16 protein-coding genes are annotated in these 17,744 nt (G+C 62.7%); 9 read left to right on the forward strand and 7 right to left on the reverse strand.

Going from position 1 to position 17,744, the window contains the following annotated elements:
- Positions 1-6: 6 nt before the first annotated feature.
- On the reverse strand, positions 7-903 hold the full coding sequence (locus D8767_RS00860; RefSeq protein ID WP_016712732.1) for a D-hexose-6-phosphate mutarotase: 897 nt from the start codon (positions 901-903) through the stop codon (positions 7-9).
- Positions 904-974: 71 nt separating this feature from the next.
- Positions 975-1,373, reverse strand: coding sequence for an acyl-CoA thioesterase (locus D8767_RS00865; RefSeq protein ID WP_016712731.1), 399 nt, complete (start codon positions 1,371-1,373; stop codon positions 975-977).
- A gap of 362 nt (positions 1,374-1,735) precedes the next feature.
- On the opposite strand from D8767_RS00865, the gene D8767_RS00870 reads away from it, so the two are divergent.
- From D8767_RS00870 to D8767_RS00905, 8 genes are all read left to right on the forward strand, one after another.
- Positions 1,736-3,025 carry an MFS transporter gene (locus tag D8767_RS00870; RefSeq protein WP_016712730.1) on the forward strand — a complete coding sequence of 430 codons (1,290 nt, stop codon included), beginning with the start codon at positions 1,736-1,738 and terminating at the stop codon, positions 3,023-3,025.
- Between the two features lie 153 nt (positions 3,026-3,178).
- The gene (locus tag D8767_RS00875; protein WP_016712729.1) at positions 3,179-4,177 is read left to right on the forward strand and encodes a phosphate ABC transporter substrate-binding protein PstS; all 999 of its coding nucleotides are present in this window, start codon (positions 3,179-3,181) and stop codon (positions 4,175-4,177) included.
- A gap of 139 nt (positions 4,178-4,316) precedes the next feature.
- On the forward strand, positions 4,317-6,605 hold the full coding sequence (locus tag D8767_RS00880; protein WP_016712728.1) for an ABC transporter permease subunit: 2,289 nt from the start codon (positions 4,317-4,319) through the stop codon (positions 6,603-6,605).
- 71 nt (positions 6,606-6,676) lie between these two features.
- Positions 6,677-8,293 carry a phosphate ABC transporter permease PstA gene (pstA, locus tag D8767_RS00885; protein WP_174442280.1) on the forward strand — a complete coding sequence of 539 codons (1,617 nt, stop codon included), beginning with the start codon at positions 6,677-6,679 and terminating at the stop codon, positions 8,291-8,293.
- A gap of 72 nt (positions 8,294-8,365) precedes the next feature.
- Positions 8,366-9,199 (forward strand): phosphate ABC transporter ATP-binding protein PstB, encoded by an 834-nt coding sequence (gene pstB / locus D8767_RS00890; protein WP_012274853.1) that lies wholly within the window; start codon positions 8,366-8,368, stop codon positions 9,197-9,199.
- Between the two features lie 59 nt (positions 9,200-9,258).
- The gene (gene phoU, locus D8767_RS00895) at positions 9,259-10,029 is read left to right on the forward strand and encodes a phosphate signaling complex protein PhoU (RefSeq protein WP_122048270.1); all 771 of its coding nucleotides are present in this window, start codon (positions 9,259-9,261) and stop codon (positions 10,027-10,029) included.
- Between the two features lie 164 nt (positions 10,030-10,193).
- Positions 10,194-11,090, forward strand: a complete 897-nt coding sequence (locus D8767_RS00900; protein WP_016712725.1) for a response regulator — start codon at positions 10,194-10,196, stop codon at positions 11,088-11,090.
- Between the two features lie 114 nt (positions 11,091-11,204).
- Positions 11,205-12,101, forward strand: a complete 897-nt coding sequence (locus D8767_RS00905) for a peptidoglycan DD-metalloendopeptidase family protein (protein ID WP_016712724.1) — start codon at positions 11,205-11,207, stop codon at positions 12,099-12,101.
- Between the two features lie 12 nt (positions 12,102-12,113).
- On the opposite strand, the gene D8767_RS00910 is transcribed toward D8767_RS00905, so the two are convergent.
- From D8767_RS00910 to phoB, 3 genes are all read right to left on the reverse strand, one after another.
- Entirely contained in the window at positions 12,114-13,454 is a 1,341-nt protein-coding gene (locus D8767_RS00910; protein WP_016712723.1) for a hemolysin family protein, read from the reverse strand.
- Between the two features lie 173 nt (positions 13,455-13,627).
- Positions 13,628-14,935, reverse strand: coding sequence for a phosphate regulon sensor histidine kinase PhoR (gene phoR, locus D8767_RS00915; RefSeq protein WP_016712722.1), 1,308 nt, complete (start codon positions 14,933-14,935; stop codon positions 13,628-13,630).
- 48 nt (positions 14,936-14,983) lie between these two features.
- Entirely contained in the window at positions 14,984-15,673 is a 690-nt protein-coding gene (gene phoB, locus D8767_RS00920) for a phosphate regulon transcriptional regulator PhoB (RefSeq protein ID WP_003253341.1), read from the reverse strand.
- A 171-nt stretch (positions 15,674-15,844) separates the two neighbouring features.
- On the opposite strand from phoB, the gene D8767_RS00925 reads away from it, so the two are divergent.
- Positions 15,845-16,213 carry a hypothetical protein gene (locus D8767_RS00925; RefSeq protein WP_016712721.1) on the forward strand — a complete coding sequence of 123 codons (369 nt, stop codon included), beginning with the start codon at positions 15,845-15,847 and terminating at the stop codon, positions 16,211-16,213.
- A 33-nt stretch (positions 16,214-16,246) separates the two neighbouring features.
- Here D8767_RS00925 and ubiA read toward each other — a convergent pair whose 3' ends face one another.
- A complete protein-coding gene (gene ubiA / locus D8767_RS00930) occupies positions 16,247-17,137 on the reverse strand; it encodes a 4-hydroxybenzoate octaprenyltransferase (protein ID WP_016712720.1) in 891 nt (296 codons plus the stop codon).
- Entirely contained in the window at positions 17,137-17,694 is a 558-nt protein-coding gene (locus tag D8767_RS00935; RefSeq protein ID WP_016712719.1) for a chorismate lyase, read from the reverse strand. The genes ubiA and D8767_RS00935 overlap by 1 nt, the downstream gene beginning before the upstream one ends.
- Between the last annotated feature and the right edge of the window lie 50 nt (positions 17,695-17,744).

Genomic DNA, 17,744 nt, shown 5'->3' on the forward strand with positions numbered 1-17,744 from the left:
TAAAACTCAGATCATTTCACAGCCGATCACGACGCCTAGCGAGTGACTCGCCCCTGGCCTCAGCTCCACCAGGTCATCCCACACATTCGCCGTCTCGATGCACAGCATCCGCTGCCAGCCGTCATCAGCCATGTCTGCCAGCTCCTTGGCCCGCTCGGTCCATGGGTTCCAGATCACCGCCGAGCGCGACCCGCTGCTGGTCAAGGTAATCCGCCGGCTCCAATGCGGGTCGACAATGCTCAGCGTCTGCGGGGTATCGAGGTAGATCCGGTCCGTCTCCCCGGCAAACGCCAGCGGCCCTTGCTGCTGGCGCTGTTCCCAGTCAGCCAGGGTCTCGATATAGCCCAGCCCCTCGACCCCTTCGACCCGCGCCTGACGCACATCGCTAACTGCAAAGTAACTATGCAGCGCCTGGCTGATGGTAACCGGGGTATTGCCCATGTTGCGGCTGGTCAGGCTCAGCTTCAGCTCGTCACCCAGCTCCACCACCAGCTTCAGCTCGACGTCATGGGGCCACCCGGGCAGGTCGCCCTGCGCCTCAGGCAGCTCGAACTCGATACGCAGGCCGTCGCCCGCTTCCTCTATACCCAGCAACTGCCAGTCACGTGAGCGCGCCAGACCGTGAGCTGGTGCCTGCTCGCCGTGGTACATGGCCTGAACGGCCTGGGGGTTGCGCTGCAAGTTGCCAAACCACGGCCAGCACACCGGCACCCCGGCGCGAACCGACTTGCCCTGGCGGAAGATGGCCTGGTCGCTCAGCCACAGCAGCGGCGGCTCGCCGACCCGCTGGTAGCTGAGGATCTGTGCGCCTTGCTGGGCGATCAGGAGTTCGGCGCGGTCGCTGCTGATACGCCAGCAGTTCAGTTCGCCATGTTGCTCGGTTACGACCTGGTAGGTAGCCATTGCATTCATCTCATTGGTTGCCAGTGGGCCTTGGACCCGGGCACATGCAATGAGTTTACCGCCGGCGAGGCTTAGCGACGAGGCACAGACCGGGTACGGCCACTGCCGTCGATGGCGACGAAGACGAATACCGCTTCGGTAACCTTGCGCCATTCGCTGGACAGCGGGTCGTCGCTCCACACTTCGACCATCATCCGGATCGAGCTGCGGCCGATCTCCAGGGTCTGGGTATAGAACGACAGCTGCGCGCCGACCGCGACCGGTACCAGGAAGGCCATGCGGTCGATGGCCACGGTAGCCACGCGGCCACCGGCGACGCGGCTGGCCATGGCGGTGCCGGCCAGGTCCATCTGGGCAACCAGCCAGCCGCCGAAGATGTCGCCGAAGCCGTTGGTCTCGCGCGGCAATGCGGTGATCTGCAAGGCCAGGTCGCCTTGTGGGATTGGATCTTCTTGTTCGAGCTCAATCATGCGATGGGGCCTCTGACCCGTGACGCTTTTCGTTGGTGTGGCGCAAAGGCCGGGTAAACGATTCAGCTTGAAACATACTACGCCGATTTCGTTTCACTGGGCGGCCGTAGGGAAACTCTGCGAAACCGTCTGACAATACTGACCGGCGTTTTCGCACAACATCCCACGTTAGGGGCAACCTTTTCCTACGAACTGCCAGTATATAGAGCATAACGGCCAGCGACGACCGCGCATTCATGAATATGTGTAGGGATTTTGTATCGCTTTCAGCGCAGCTCGGCTATTTGCTATCTTCGCGTGTCCCCTAATCCAGAAGCCGCGTGCCAAGCGGCCTGCATGCCCTACAAAGAGAACAACGAGCGATGACTTCCGTGCCCAGCAGTATCGAGCAGCCCGCGCGGCCGCTGACCCGCAGTGACTACAAGACCCTTTCACTGTCCGCCCTGGGCGGTGCGCTGGAGTTCTACGACTTCATCATCTTCGTGTTCTTCGCCACAGTGGTCGGCAAGCTGTTCTTCCCGGCCGACATGCCCGAGTGGCTGCGCCTGATGCAAACCTTCGGCATCTTCGCCGCCGGCTATCTGGCGCGGCCGCTGGGCGGCATCATCATGGCCCACTTCGGTGATTTGTTGGGGCGCAAGAAGATGTTCACCCTGAGCATCTTCATGATGGCCCTGCCGACCCTGATCATGGGCCTGCTGCCAACCTATGCACAAATAGGCATGTGGGCGCCGATCCTGCTGCTGATGATGCGCGTGATCCAGGGCGCGGCCATCGGTGGCGAGGTGCCGGGCGCCTGGGTGTTCGTGTCCGAACACGTGCCTGCGCGCAATACCGGCTACGCCTGCGGCACCCTGACTGCAGGCCTGACGGCGGGCATTCTGCTGGGTTCGCTGGTGGCGACCCTGATCAACAGCGTGTACAGCGCCGAAGAAGTGGCCGATTACGCCTGGCGGATTCCGTTCCTGCTCGGCGGTGTGTTCGGCCTGTTCTCGGTGTACCTGCGCCGCTGGCTGCACGAAACGCCAGTGTTCGCCGAAATGCAGCAGCGCAAGGCGCTGGCCGAGGAATTGCCGCTGCGGGCCGTGCTGCGTGACCACCGTGGCCCGATCATCCTGTCGATGCTGCTGACCTGGATGCTGTCGGCCGGCATCGTGGTGGTCATCCTGATGACCCCGGCGCTGTTGCAGAGCTTCTACCACATCAGCCCGACCGACTCGCTCAAGGCCAACAGCCTGGCGATCGTGCTGCTCAGCCTTGGCTGCATCGGCGCCGGCAGCCTGGCCGACCGCTTTGGTGCGGGCCGCGTGTTCGTGATTGGCAGCCTGTTGCTGCTGGCCAGTTCCTGGGCCTTCTACCACAGCCTGCCGACCCGGCCTGAGCTGTTGTTCCCGCTGTACGCGGTGACTGGCCTGTGCGTGGGCGTGATTGGCGCTGTGCCCTATGTGATGGTCAAGGCGTTCCCGGCGGCGGTGCGCTTCAGCGGGCTGTCGTTCTCGTACAACGTGGCCTACGCGATTTTCGGCGGGCTGACACCGATGGTGGTGACGGCGCTGCTGAAGGTGAGCCCGATGGCGCCGGCCTACTACGTGGCGGGGCTGTGTGCCGTTGGTCTGGCCGTGGGCCTGTACTTGCTCGCCAATAAGCGCTGATCTGCTTCGAGGCTACCCGCGAAAAGGCCAGACCTGCTTACAGTGATGGCCTTTCATCCAATTGTCACAATGAAGTCATATCGTGTTCATGCGGCCTGCCGATACTTGGGCCCGTTCCATCCAACACCCCAATATTCCTGCTAGGAGCAAGGCATGAAACTGAAGCGTTTGATGGCGGCCCTCACCTTTGCCGCCGCTGGCGTTGCAACCGCCAACGCGGTAGCCGCTGTCGATCCTGCGATCCCGACCTACACCAAGACCACCGGTGTTTCGGGCAACCTCTCCAGCGTTGGCTCCGACACCCTGGCGAACCTGATGACGCTGTGGGCCGAGGCCTACAAGAAGGAATATCCGAACGTAAACATCCAGATCCAGGCGGCCGGCTCCTCCACCGCGCCACCCGCGCTGACCGAAGGCACCGCCAACCTCGGCCCGATGAGCCGCAAGATGAAGGACGTCGAGCTGCAGGCCTTCGAGCAGAAGTACGGTTACAAGCCGACTGCCATCCCGGTTGCTGTCGACGCCCTGGCCGTGTTCGTGCACAAGGACAACCCGATCAAGGGCCTGACCATGGCTCAGGTCGACGCCATCTTCTCTTCCACTCGCCTGTGCGGTGGCAAAGCCGAAATCAAGACCTGGGGCGACGTGGGTGTGACCGGCGACCTGGCCAACAAGCCAATCCAGCTGTTCGGCCGCAACTCGGTATCGGGCACCTACGGCTACTTCAAGGAAGAAGCCCTGTGCAAAGGCGACTTCAAGCCTAACGTCAACGAACAGCCTGGCTCGGCTTCGGTGGTGCAGTCGATCAGCTCTTCGCTGAACGGCATTGGCTACTCGGGTATCGGTTACAAGACTGCCAGCGTCAAAACCGTAGGCCTGGCCAAGAAAGAAGGCGGCGAGTTCGTTGAAGACAACGAAACCAACGCCCTGAACGGCACCTACCCGCTGTCGCGCTTCCTGTACGTGTACGTCAACAAGGCCCCGAACAAGCCTCTGGCCCCGCTGGAAGCCGAGTTCGTCAAGCTGGTGCTGTCGCAAGCTGGCCAGCAGGTCGTGGTGAAGGATGGCTACATCCCGCTGCCGGCCAAAGTCGTCGACAAGACCCTGGCTGACCTGGGCCTGTCGCACGCCGGTAACGTTGCAAAGAAGTAAGTAACTGAAGAAGAGGCCGGTGCCGATGCCCGGCCTCTTCCACGAAATTCCAGTCCGAAGCCAGGTTTCCTGTGCGGCGGGCTTTCGCGCGTCACCACTTTGTAATGTTTTTGTCACACGGGACCGCTAGGGTGTGCGCATGAATGATCTGGCCAATTCCAACATGACCCAAAACTCCCAGCCCGTGCGCATTGATTTCAATACGCCCGAGTTGCAACGCAAGCGCCGCATGCGTGCGCTCAAGGACCGCCTGACCCGCTGGTATGTACTGGTGGGCGGGCTTGCCGTTCTGGCGGCCATCACCCTGATCTTCTTCTACCTGGCCTATGTGGTGCTGCCACTGTTCCAGGGCGCCGAGCTGACCAGCAAGAAAGCCCTGGCGCCAACCTGGCTGCAGCAGGATGCCGGCAAGCCGCTGATGATCGCGCTAGAAGAGCAGAACCTGGTGGGGATGCGAGTTTCGGACAAGGGCCAGGCATTGTTCTTCGATACCAAGACCGGTAACGAGCTCAAACGTGTCGACCTGCCTGTGCCGGCAGGCACCCAGGTTACGTCGATCAGTGCCGACCAGCCGGGTAGCCCGCTGGTGGTGCTGGGCTTGTCCAATGGCCAGGCGCTGGTGTTCCACCACACCTACAAGATCACCTACCCGGACAACAAGAAAACCATTAGCCCAGGCATCGACTACCCGTACGGCGAGCAGCCGTTCGTGCTCGACGAACAGGGCCGTGCGCTGGAGCACGTCAGCGTCAACGTCAATGGCGACACCTTGCTGCTGGCCGGCTCCACCGGCGCGCATCTGCAGGTGCTGGAGCTGACCCGCACGGAAAACATGATGACCGAAGAGGTCACCACCGAGCAGAACCGCATCGAACTGCCGCAAATGACCGAAGCGGTGAAGAACATCTTCATCGATCCGCGCCAGCAGTGGCTTTACGTGATCAACGGCCGCGCCACTGCCGACGTGTTCAGCCTGCGCGACAAGAGCCTCAACGGCCGTTACAAGCTGTCTGAAAGCGGCGATACCGAAATCACCGCCACGGCCCAGCTGGTTGGCGGCATTTCGCTGATCATCGGTGATTCCAAAGGCGGCCTGGCCCAGTGGTTCATGGCCCGCGACCCGGATGGCGAGTCGCGCTTCAAGCAAATTCGTACCTTCCAGATGGGCAAGGCGCCTATCGTGCAGATCGACGCGGAAGAGCGCCGCAAAGGCTTCATCGCGCTGGACGCAGACGGCAAGCTGGGCGTGTTCCACAGCACCGCGCACCGCACCCTGCTGGTCGAGCCGGCTGCCGAAGGCCCAGGTATCCTGGCCCTGTCGCCACGCGCCAACCGCATCATCATCGAAGAAGGCGGCAAACTGCTGCCCCTGAGCCTGCGCAACCCGCACCCGGAAATTTCCTTCAGCGCGCTGTGGGGCAAGGTGTGGTACGAGAACTACGACGAGCCGAAATACGTCTGGCAGTCGACCGCCTCGAACACTGACTTCGAGCCCAAGCTGAGCCTCTCGCCGCTCACCTTCGGTACCTTGAAGGCCGCGTTCTACGCGATGATCCTGGCCGCCCCGCTGGCCATCGCCGCCGCCATCTACACCGCCTACTTCATGGCCCCGGGCATGCGCCGCAAGGTCAAGCCGGTGATCGAACTGATGGAAGCGATGCCCACGGTAATCCTCGGCTTCTTCGCCGGCCTGTTCCTGGCCCCGTACCTGGAAGGCCACCTGCCGGGCGTGTTCAGCCTGTTCCTGCTGATGCCGGTTGGCATCCTGCTGGCCGGCTTCGCCTGGACCCGCCTGCCAGAGTCGATCCGCCTGCGCGTACCGGATGGCTGGGAGGCGGCGATCCTGATCCCGGTCATCCTGTTCACCGGCTGGTTCGCCCTGACCATGAGCCCGCACCTGGAAAGCTGGTTCTTCGGCGGCGACATGCGGCTGTGGATCACCAACGATCTGGGCATCACCTATGACCAGCGCAACGCCCTGGTCGTGGGTATCGCCATGGGCTTTGCAGTCATCCCGAATATCTATTCCATTGCCGAAGACGCCGTGTTCAGCGTGCCGCGCAGCTTGACCCTGGGCTCGCTGGCCCTGGGCGCGACGCCCTGGCAGACCCTGACCCGCGTGGTCATCCTCACCGCCAGCCCGGGTATCTTCTCGGCGCTGATGATCGGCATGGGCCGTGCGGTGGGCGAGACCATGATCGTGCTGATGGCCACCGGCAACACCCCGGTGATGGAGATGAACCTGTTCGAGGGCATGCGCACCCTGGCCGCCAACGTGGCCGTGGAAATGCCGGAATCGGAAGTCGGCGGCAGCCACTATCGCGTGCTGTTCCTGGCCGCTCTGGTGCTGCTGATGTTCACGTTCGTGATGAACACCTTGGCCGAGCTGATTCGCCAGCGTCTGCGCAAGAAATACTCGTCGCTTTGATAGAAAGGTAGCGATCCGTGAAAAAGGATTCCCTCAAAGGCTGGTTCAAGAGCGGCGCCCCCGGCGTCTGGATGAGCGGCGGCGCGGTGGCCATGGCGGTGATCATGACCGTCGGCCTGCTGGCGGTGATTGCCGTGCGCGGCCTGGGCCACTTCTGGCCGGCCGATCTTGTACAGGCCACCTACAAGGTGCCGGGCCAGGCTGACCACGTCGTCATCGGCGAAGTGGTACAAAAGGAAGAAGTGCCACGCGCCCGCCTGAAGGGTGCCGGCCTGCCGGTACCAGACCAGGGCCCGGAGTTCATGACCCGTGAACTGATCAAGGTTGGTAACCGCGACCTCAACGGCAGCGACTTTACCTGGGTGGTCGGTGACTGGCTGGTTGACGAAAAACGCCCGGCCGACCTGATCGCCCTGGAACGCCGCGAGTGGGGCAACTTCTACGGCTACTTGGTCAGCGTCAAGGAAGAAGGCCGCGTGGTGGCCGAAGGCCCTGCCGCCTGGCACGAACTGCAGGCCCGCCTCAAGCGCGCCAACCAGCTCAACGGCGAGTTGCAGCAGCTGGAGAAGAAGGACATCGGCGCCATCAACCATGGCCTCGAGCGCCTGCGCCTGCAGGCCCGCAAGCTGGAGCTGGACGGCAAGCTGGACGCCGCTGCCCAGGCCGACCTGGATGCCGACCGCGCCGAGCTGAACAGCCGCTACAAGGCCATCGAAGACCGCCTGACCGGCCTGCACCAGGCCTTTGCCCGCGACAGCCTGGTGGCCCGCGATGGCAACGGCCGTGAAGTGGAAATCAACCTGAGCAAGGTGGTGCATGCCATCCAGCCGAACGGCATGTCCGGCTTCACCAAGCTCGGTACCTACTTCGCCAAGGTCTGGGAGTTCCTCAGCGACGACCCGCGTGAAGCCAACACCGAGGGCGGTATCTTCCCGGCCATTTTCGGCACCGTGATGATGACCCTGATCATGGCCGTGATCGTCACCCCGTTCGGCGTGCTGGCTGCGGTCTACCTGCGTGAGTACGCCAGGCAGGGGCCGGTGACACGGCTGATCCGCATTGCCGTGAACAACCTGGCCGGCGTGCCGGCGATCGTCTACGGCGTGTTTGGCCTGGGCTTCTTCGTCTACGTGCTGGGTGGCTCGATCGACCGCCTGTTCTTCCCTGAAGCGCTGCCGGCACCGACCCTGGGTACCCCGGGCCTGCTGTGGGCATCGCTGACCCTGGCACTGCTGGCCGTGCCGGTGGTGATCGTGGCCACCGAAGAAGGCCTGGCGCGTATTCCGCGTACCGTGCGCGAAGGCTCGCTGGCCTTGGGCGCGACCAAGGCCGAAACGCTGTGGAAGATCGTCTTGCCCATGGCCAGCCCGGCCATGATGACCGGCATGATCCTCGCCGTGGCCCGCGCCGCTGGTGAAGTTGCGCCGCTGATGCTGGTGGGTGTGGTGAAGCTGGCGCCGTCGCTGCCGGTGGACGGTAACTACCCGTACCTGCACCTGGACCAGAAGATCATGCACCTGGGCTTCCACATCTATGACGTCGGCTTCCAGAGCCCGAACGTCGAGGCCGCGCGGCCGCTGGTGTATGCCACTGCGCTGTTGCTGGTGCTGGTGATCGCGACCCTCAACCTCTCGGCCGTGTGGATCCGTAACCACCTGCGCGAGAAGTACAAGGCCCTCGACAGCTGACCCTGATTGCAAGCGTGCCTCCCATCAGCCGGGCGGCCCTTTGAAACGAATTGATAGCGTATGGAGTAGACCATGCAGCAAGATTCCCATACCCACGGCATCGACATGTCTGCCCTGGGCCGCAACAAGCAGAGCCTGCGCCTGGCCGAAGAAACCGTGGCCATCGAAGTACCGGGCCTGAGCCTATTCTACGGCGACAAGCAGGCGTTGTTCGACGTCAGCATGAACATCCCCAAGCAACGCGTGACCGCCTTCATCGGCCCGTCCGGCTGCGGCAAGTCGACCCTGCTGCGCACCTTCAACCGCATGAACGACCTGGTTGACGGCTGCCGCGTGGAAGGCGCCATCAACCTGTACGGCAACAACATCTACCGCAAGGGCGAGGATGTGGCCGAGCTGCGCCGCCGTGTGGGCATGGTGTTCCAGAAGCCCAACCCGTTCCCCAAGACCATCTACGAGAACGTGGTCTACGGCCTGCGTATCCAGGGCATCAACAAGAAGCGTGTGCTCGACGAAGCCGTCGAGTGGGCGCTGAAGGGCGCAGCCCTGTGGGACGAGGTCAAGGACCGCCTGCATGAGTCGGCGTTGGGCCTGTCTGGTGGCCAGCAACAGCGTCTGGTCATCGCCCGCACCATCGCCGTGGAGCCGGAAGTGCTGCTGCTCGACGAACCGTGCTCGGCGCTGGACCCGATTTCGACCCTGAAGGTCGAAGAGCTGATCTACGAATTGAAATCCAAGTACACCATCGTCATCGTGACCCACAACATGCAGCAGGCGGCCCGTGTTTCGGACTACACCGCGTTCATGTACATGGGCAAACTGGTCGAATTCGGGGATACCGACACCCTGTTCACCAACCCGGCGAAGAAGCAGACCGAAGACTACATCACCGGTCGCTACGGTTAAGCGGCGCTCGTGATGAGCACCTGGCCTCCTACAGGGCCGCGTTACCAAAGGACAAAACGATGATCAACAAAGAAAGCCTTACGCACCACATTTCCCAGCAGTTCAACGCCGAGCTCGAAGAGGTGCGCAGCCACCTGCTGGCCATGGGCGGGCTGGTTGAAAAGCAGGTCAACGACGCGGTCACCGCGCTGATCGAAGCCGATTCGGGCCTGGCCCAGCAAGTGCGCGAGGTTGACGAGCAGATCAACCAGATGGAGCGCAACATCGACGAGGAGTGCCTGCGTATCCTTGCCCGCCGCCAGCCGGCCGCCTCGGACCTGCGCCTGATCATCAGCATCTCCAAGTCGGTGATCGACCTGGAGCGCATTGGTGACGAGTCGACCAAGATCGCCCGTCGCGCCATCCAGCTGTGCGAAGAAGGTGAATCGCCGCGTGGCTACGTCGAGGTTCGTCATATCGGTGACCAGGTGCGCAACATGGTCCGTGATGCACTGGACGCCTTTGCCCGCTTCGACGCCGACCTGGCGTTGTCGGTGGCCCAGTACGACAAAACCATCGATCTTGAATACAAGACCGCGCTGCGCGAGCTTGTGACCTACATGATGGAGGACCCGCGCTCTATTTCGCGGGTGCTGAGCGTGATCTGGGTTCTGCGCTCGCTGGAGCGAATTGGCGACCATGCGCGAAACATCTCCGAGCTGGTGATCTACCTGGTGCGCGGCACCGACGTACGTCACATGGGCCTCAAGCGCATGACAGCAGAAGTGCAGGGCACAGCTGTCGCTGATGGCGAAAAGGCTAATGTTTCGGGCGAATCTGACGATAAGTAAGGTTGCTCCCGAGCATCGACGCCCGGCCTTGGCCGGGCGTTTTCGTTTGCGGTCGAGCGCCTGCAGGCACCCGCGAACGATGTTGAAGAAGTCCCGGCGTGACCAGGTTGTAGCAAATGGCCATTATTTGGCAGTAGGCTAGTCGGGGTTCAGAAGGAGTATCGATGAGTAAAGTGAATGTGCTGGTCGTGGATGACGCGCCGTTTATCCGTGACCTGGTCCGCAAATGCCTGCGCAGTGCCTTCCCGGGCATGGCCATCGACGACGCGGTCAACGGTCGCAAGGCCATGGCCATGCTGGACAAGGAAGCGTTCGACCTGGTCCTGTGCGACTGGGAAATGCCGGAAATGTCGGGCCTGGAACTGCTTACCTGGTGCCGCCAGCAGCCTGCGCTGAAAAACCTGCAGTTCATCATGGTGACCAGCCGTGGCGACAAGGAAAACGTCATTCAGGCGATCCAGGCGGGCGTTTCCGATTTTGTCGGCAAGCCGTTCACCAACGAGCAACTGCTGACCAAGGTAAAAAAGGCCCTGACCAAGATCGGCAAGCTCGACAGCCTGATGGCCAGCGGCCCGGCGCGGGTGAATTCGGCGTTTGCCAATGATTCGCTGAGTGCCCTGACAGGGGGCAAACCAGAAGCGGCCAAGGTGTCGGCCCCCGCACCGGCACCGGCTGCCATCAAGCCCTTGGCCGCAGCCTCCACACCACCTGCCCCCGCACCGACCGGGCGTGGCCAGGGCCAGTTGCGACTGGCCAGCGGCATGCAGCCCTGTGTGATCAAGGCACTGAGCTTGAAGGAGGCCTTGCTGGTGGTACGCCGCAGCGAAGCGCTCCCGCAGGTGCTGGAAGGTGCGGTGCTGGACCTGGAGCAGGGTGAGAGCGCTGAAGTTGCGCGGTTGAACGGCTACCTGCATGCTGTCGCGGCATTGGAGCCCAAGCCCGACAGCGACTGGCTGCAGTTGACCTTCAAGTTCGTCGATCAGGACGCCCAGAAGCTCGATTACCTGTCGCGCTTGATTGCCCGTGGCACTGCACAGAAGCATTTCACCCCCGGCGCTTGACGCCAAAGCAGGGGCAGCACAGTGCTGCTCCTGCGCCATCCGACCAACTGCAATACCCGCCGCAAAACCCGCTGCTAGGCTTCGAGACATCAAGACTGTCAAAAAGCCACCATCATGCCCACGCGCCTGCTGCTGTTCTGTGCATTGCTCATGGTCTCGGCGTCGAGCCTGGGTGTGACCCTCTACAAGATCACCGACGATTCCGGTGTGGTCTCCTATTCCGACCGGCCAGGCCCGGGCGCCAAGCCCTTGGTGCTGCGCGAGCCCATGGTCGAAACGCTGGAGGGCCAGGTGCTGTTGAACGCCAGGACCTTCGACGGTGGCGTGAGCTTTTCGGCGCGCAACGAACTGCATGTACCCGTGGAGGTCGAGTTGCGACTGGACAATCTGGTGAACGCGCAAGGCGGCGATGCTCCGCGCATCGTGCGCCGCTTGCTGCCGCCGCGTACCACGCAAATGCTCAGTGTGCTCCGGGGGCGCCCCGGGCTGCTGCTGAACTACCGCTCGACCCTGCTGCAGGCCATGGGGGACCCGGGCATGCGGCCACAGGGCTTCCGTTACGCATTCCCTTGGATTGGCGGGCCGTTCCGCGTCACTCAGGGTCCTAACGGGCGTGTCAGCCACTTTGGGCCAAAGGGGCGCTACGCCATGGACATCGCGATGCCTGAAGGTACCACCATCATTGCGGCGCGCGAAGGCGTGGTGGTGAAGACGGAAAACACCCAGAGCGGGCGGGGAACCAACCCTTCAGGGAATTTCGTCAGGATCCTGCACCCGGACGGCACCATGGGCGTGTACTTGCACCTGATGCGCGGTTCAGTGGTGGTGGCGCAGGGGCAGCGGGTACGGCAGGGGCAGGTACTGGCCAAGTCGGGCAATACTGGCAACAGCACCGGGCCCCACCTGCATTTCGTGGTGCAGCGCAATGTGGGGCTGGCGCTGGAGTCGATACCTTACCGGTTCGACAGGCCGATCAGCGGGTTACCAGATTTCACTGCCGGCAACCCCTGACCGATATAGCCATCAGTCCAGCTTCAGCACCTTGGCCAGCACGATCTTGGGCCCTTTCATCTTCTTGATGATGATGCGCAGCCCCTCGACCTCAAGCACTTCCTCTTCTTCAGGCACGCGCTTGAGCGTTTCGTAGACCAGCCCGGCCAGGGTCTCTGCCTCAATGTGGTCGAGGTCGACCCCCAGCAGGCGCTCGACCTTGAACAGCGGTGTGTCGCCGCGCACCAGCAGTTTGCCTGGCTGGTAAGCGAGGATGCCGCGTTCGGTCTTGCGGTGCTCGTCCTGGATATCGCCTACCAGCACTTCCAGCACGTCTTCCATGGTCAGGTAGCCGATAACCTTGCCGTCGGCTTCCTCCACTAGCACGAAGTGCGCGCCGCCCTTGCGGAACTGCTCCAGCAACTGGGCCAGCGGCATGTGCCGCGATACGCGCTCCAGGGGGCGGGCAAGGTCTTCCAGGTCGATGGTTTCGGGCAAGTGCTCCAGCTCGGCCAGCTCCAGCAGCAGGTCCTTGATGTGCAGCAGGCCGGTGAACTCTTCGCGCTCGGCGTCATACACCGGATAGCGGCTGAACTTGTGGCGGCGCACCAGGGCCAGGATCTGCTTCAACGGCGCATGGGCGTCGATGCTGACCATGTCCTCACGCGAGTTGGCCCAGTCGACCACCTCCAGCTCGCCCATTTCCACGGCCGACGCCAGTACGCGCATACCCTGGTCGCTTGGGTCCTGACCACGGCTGGAGTGCAGGATCAGCTTCAGCTCTTCACGGCTGTAGTGGTGCTCGTGGTGCGGGCCAGGCTCGCCTTGGCCGGCAATACGCAAAATGGTGTTGGCGCTGGCATTGAGCAGGTAGATGGCTGGGTACATTGCCCAGTAGAACAGGTACAGCGGCACGGCGGTCCATAGCGACAGCAGCTCTGGCTTGCGGATGGCCCAGGACTTGGGCGCCAGCTCGCCGACCACGATGTGCAGGTACGAGATGACGAAGAAGGCGACGAAGAACGAGACACCTTTGATCAGCTCGGGCGAGTCGACCCCGAAGTACGCCAGCAGCGGCTCGAGCAGGTGGGCAAACGCCGGTTCACCGACCCAGCCCAGGCCCAGCGAGGCGAGGGTAATGCCCAACTGGCAGGCTGACAGGTAGGCGTCGAGCTGATTGTGAACCTTGCGCAGGATGTTACCGCGCCAGCCGTGCTGCTCGGCGATGGCCTCAACGCGGGTGGCGCGCAGCTTGACCATGGCGAACTCGGCGGCAACGAAGAAGCCGTTGAGCAGCACCAGCAGGAAGGCAAAGATGATCATGCCGAAATCGGCGAATAACGAGGTGAGGCTGATACCAGGGGAAGGGTCCATGATGGAGTTTTTACGGGGTCCGTCTTAGAGATAGAGAGAAAAAAAGTGCCAGCTTTTGCTGGCACAGGGGATCCAATGTAGCGGCTGGAGCCGTAAAAGCAAAGGGTGGCGGATTTATTGCGGTCGCTGTGGGAGCGGGCGCGCCCGCGAAGGGCTGCACCGCAGCCCCAATATCAAACCTCGCCGTTGGCCAATTGTGCCGGCGCAAAGTGACAGGTAAAGGTGCTGCCATGCCCCGGCACACTGCTGATTTCCAGCTTGCCGCGATGGCGCATCAGCACATGCTTCACAATCGCCAGCCCCAGCCCGGTGCCACCGGTATTCGACGCGCGGCTGGAGTCCACCCGATAGAAGCGTTCGGTCAGGCGGGGCAAGTGCTTCGCGTCAATGCCCACCCCCGAGTCTTGCACCGACAAATGCGCACCTTGGGCATCGACCCACCAGCGGATGCGGATGTTGCCTTCGTCCTGGGTGTACTTGACGGCGTTGAATACCAGGTTGGAAAAGGCGCTGCGCAGCTCCGACTCGCTGCCCTTCAGTTTCACGCCGGGCGCAGCTTCCAGGCTGATGCGCTGGTTGCGTGGCCCGGACAGGGCCTGGGCGTCATTCTTGATGGCGGCGAGCAGGGCATCGACGGCCACCGGCTGGTTATCCGACGGGTAATCGGTGGCTTCCAGCTTGGCCAGCAGCAGCAGGTCGTTGAGCAGCGTTTGCATGCGTGAGCCTTGCTGGCTCATCTGCTGCAGGGCGCGGCTCCAGCGCGGGTTCACGTCCTCGACGTTGTCCAGCAAGGTTTCCAGGTAGCCGGTGATGACCGTCAGCGGCGTGCGCAGCTCGTGCGACACGTTGGCGACGAAGTCCTTGCGCATCTGCTCCAGCTGGTGAATGCGGGTGACATCGCGCACCAGCATCAGGTGTTCGTTGTTGCCGTAGCGGGTGATGTGCAGTTGCACGCGCATGCGGTCGTTGATGGGCGAGGGGATTTCCAGCGGTTCGAGGTAGTTCTCCGCTTCGAAGTATTCCTTGAAGCGCGGGTGACGCACCAGGTTGGTTACCTGCTGGCCGCCGTCCTGTGGGGTTTTGAAGCCCAGCAGGGTCTCGGCGGCGCGGTTCCACCACTCCAGGTTGCCGTCGCTGTCGAGCATGATCACGGCGTCACGTAGTGCGGCGGTGGACTCCTGCACCCGGTCGATCACGGCCTGCAGGCGGCCACGCACGCGCTGGTCGCGGCGTTGCAGGTGGTAGATGCTGTCGAACACCTCGCCCCAAAGGCCGTAGCCATCGGGCGGTGCCTCATCGGGTTGGTGGTTGCGCAGCCAGTCGTGCAGGCGCAGCAGTTGCTTGAGGGTCCAGCCCAGGTAGAGCGCCAGGCCAATGGCCAGGCTCCAGCCATAGTAGCCGCTGACCAGCCCGCCGATCAGGCAGACGGTAATCAGCAACAGCAAATGGCGAATAAGAGTCGCGTGCCAGTTCTGGTTCAATTGACGGTCCTTGTACAACAACGTGCAGCGTGGCGCTTTTGAACTCGATCAGCTCTTGGTCGAGAAGCGGTAGCCAGTGCCCCGGACGGTTTGTACCAGATTTTCATAGGCTTCACCCAGCGCCTTGCGCAGGCGGCGGATGTGCACGTCGACCGTGCGTTCCTCGACATAGACGTTGCCGCCCCATACCTGGTCCAGCAGCTGGCCACGTGTGTAGGCACGCTCCTGGTGGGTCATGAAGAACTGCAGCAGGCGGTATTCGGTCGGGCCCATCTCGGCCGGCTTGCCGTCGATGGTGACGCGGTGGCTGATCGGGTCCAGCAGCAGGCCGCCAACTTCGATCGGCGCCTCGCTGTCGCTCGGGCCGGTACGGCGCAACACGGCTTTCAGGCGCGCGACCAGCTCCCGCGGCGAGAACGGCTTGGTGATGTAGTCGTCGGCACCCACTTCCAGGCCCTGGATCTTGTTGTCCTCTTCACCCTTGGCGGTAAGCATGATGATCGGGATGTCGCCGGTCAGCTCGTCGCGCTTGAGGCGGCGGGCCAGCTCGATGCCGGAGGTGCCTGGCAGCATCCAGTCGAGCAGGATCAGGTCCGGCTTGCGGTCGACGATGATTGCATGGGCCTGTTGGGAGTTTTCCGCTTCCAGGCAGTCATAGCCGGCCATTTCCAGGGCAACGGCGATCATCTCGCGAATGGGCGCTTCGTCGTCGACGATCAGAATGTTCCTGCCAACCATGCTCAAACCTCTCCTGGATACGGTGTCTTGGCCCGCATTAGATAACGGAATTATTGCAGCTGTGTGACAGGGTGTTGGCCGTTCTGGCGACATTCCGTGACTGAACTAGGCTTGAGAGGGCCGCAGTTGCGGCGACTCGAACTCAATCCCCCCGAAATAATGGTGAATCCAATGACACGACAAACGCTGAGCTGGATGGCCCTTTTCGCTGCGCTGGCGCTCCCGGGGGTGGCGTCGGCCCAACATGCCATGGAGAAGGACGGCATGTGGGTCGATCATGCCGGCATGACCCTGTACACCTTTGACAAGGATGCGGGAGGCAAGTCGATGTGCAATGGCGATTGCGCCACCAACTGGCCGCCGTTGAAGGTGATGGATGGCGAAAAGGCCGAGGGCAAGTGGACGCAGATCAAGCGTGACGACGGTTCGATGCAGTGGGCCTACGACGGCAAGCCGCTGTACACCTTCGTCAAGGACAAGAAGGCCGGTGACATGACCGGTGATGGCGTGAAGGACGTCTGGCACGTCGCCAAGCCTTGAGATTGTAGGGGCCGCTTCGCGGCCCCTACATATTCAGCGCAACGCGTAATCCAACACTACGCCAATGAACACCAGCATCCCCGCCCAGTGGTTGTGCAGAAACGCCTTGAAGCACGACTCCCGGTCCAGCTTGCGCGTCGACCAGTACTCCCACGCAAAGCACGCTGCCGCACCCAGCAGTCCCAGGTGGAACCAGCCCCCCAGGTCGAAGCGGCTGCCTGCCAGCAACAGGCAGCCCAGCGACAGCAGCTGCAAGGTCAGGATAATGGTGCGGTCGGCGTCGCCAAACAGGATCGCGGTCGACTTCACACCGATCTTCAGGTCGTCATCGCGGTCGACCATGGCGTAGTAGGTGTCATAACCCACCGTCCACAGCAGGTTGGCGATATACAGCAGCCACGCGCTGGCCGGCAGTTCGCCACCCGCTGCCGTGAACGCCATGGGAATACCCCAGGAGTACGCCGCCCCCAGCACCACCTGCGGGTAATAGGTGTAGCGCTTCATGAACGGGTAACAGAACGCCAGCGCCACCGCGCCGAACGACAGCCATACCGTGCGGCTGTTGGTGCACAGCACCAGCAGGAAGCTCACCCCGACCAGGATGGCGAACAGCGCCAGCGCTTCGCGTGGCCGTACTCGACCACTGGCCAGAGGCCGGTCGGCAGTGCGCTTGACGTGGCCATCCACCTTACGGTCGGCGAAATCGTTGATGCAGCAGCCCGCAGCGCGCATCAGCACCACGCCAAGGCCGAAGATCAGCACATTGGCCACGGTAGGTGAACCGTTGCCGGCAATCCATACCGCCGACAGGGTTGGCCACAGCAGCAGGTAGATACCGATCGGCCGGTCCATGCGGCTGAGCTGGACGAAGTCCCAGGCCCGCGGGTGCAGGCGGTTGAGCGACTTGAGCAGTTGCAGGTACATCAGCGGTTGTCCTCCTTGGCCGCTTGCCACAATGCCGGCAGGAACACTTCTGCCACCAGCAGTTCCAGGCCGCCCCGTTCGAAGCGCGAGCGGCGGCCCCACAGTGCTGCGCGGGTGGCTTCGGTCGGCAGCCAGGCCTGTGGATAACTGCACACTTCAATCGGGTGGCGGATGAACGCCTGGTCGCAGAACAGCAATTCGCCTAGCGAGCGGCTGCCCAGGGTTTCCAGGTCCAGCCCGCCGCGCTCCAGGGCGCTGCGGCTGGCGACGCTGCGGGCGAACACCCAAGGTCGGCCATGGCCACGCAGGTAAACCTCGCGCACCCAGCCTTCGGCGCCAGCGGCAATGCCCAGCGCCTGGCATTCGTCATCGCGCAGTGGCTGCCAGCCCTCGAACAGCGGGGTGACGGAGAAGTGATCGTTGGAGAGGCGGGTCAGGCGGCGGGTCAGCGAGCCCTCGTCGAACAGCCAGTCAAGGGTGGGCTGGTCGATGCCGGTCGCCAGCTGTGAATACGGCAGCCACGCGACAGCGGCTGCTTGCGGGGATTCGTACGACACGTCGGTCTGCTTGTTACAACCAGAGAGGCGGCGAGCTTAGCATGATTGCC

This window comes from Pseudomonas sp. LTGT-11-2Z (assembly GCF_003691445.1).
GTDB classification, from domain to species: domain Bacteria; phylum Pseudomonadota; class Gammaproteobacteria; order Pseudomonadales; family Pseudomonadaceae; genus Aquipseudomonas; species Aquipseudomonas monteilii.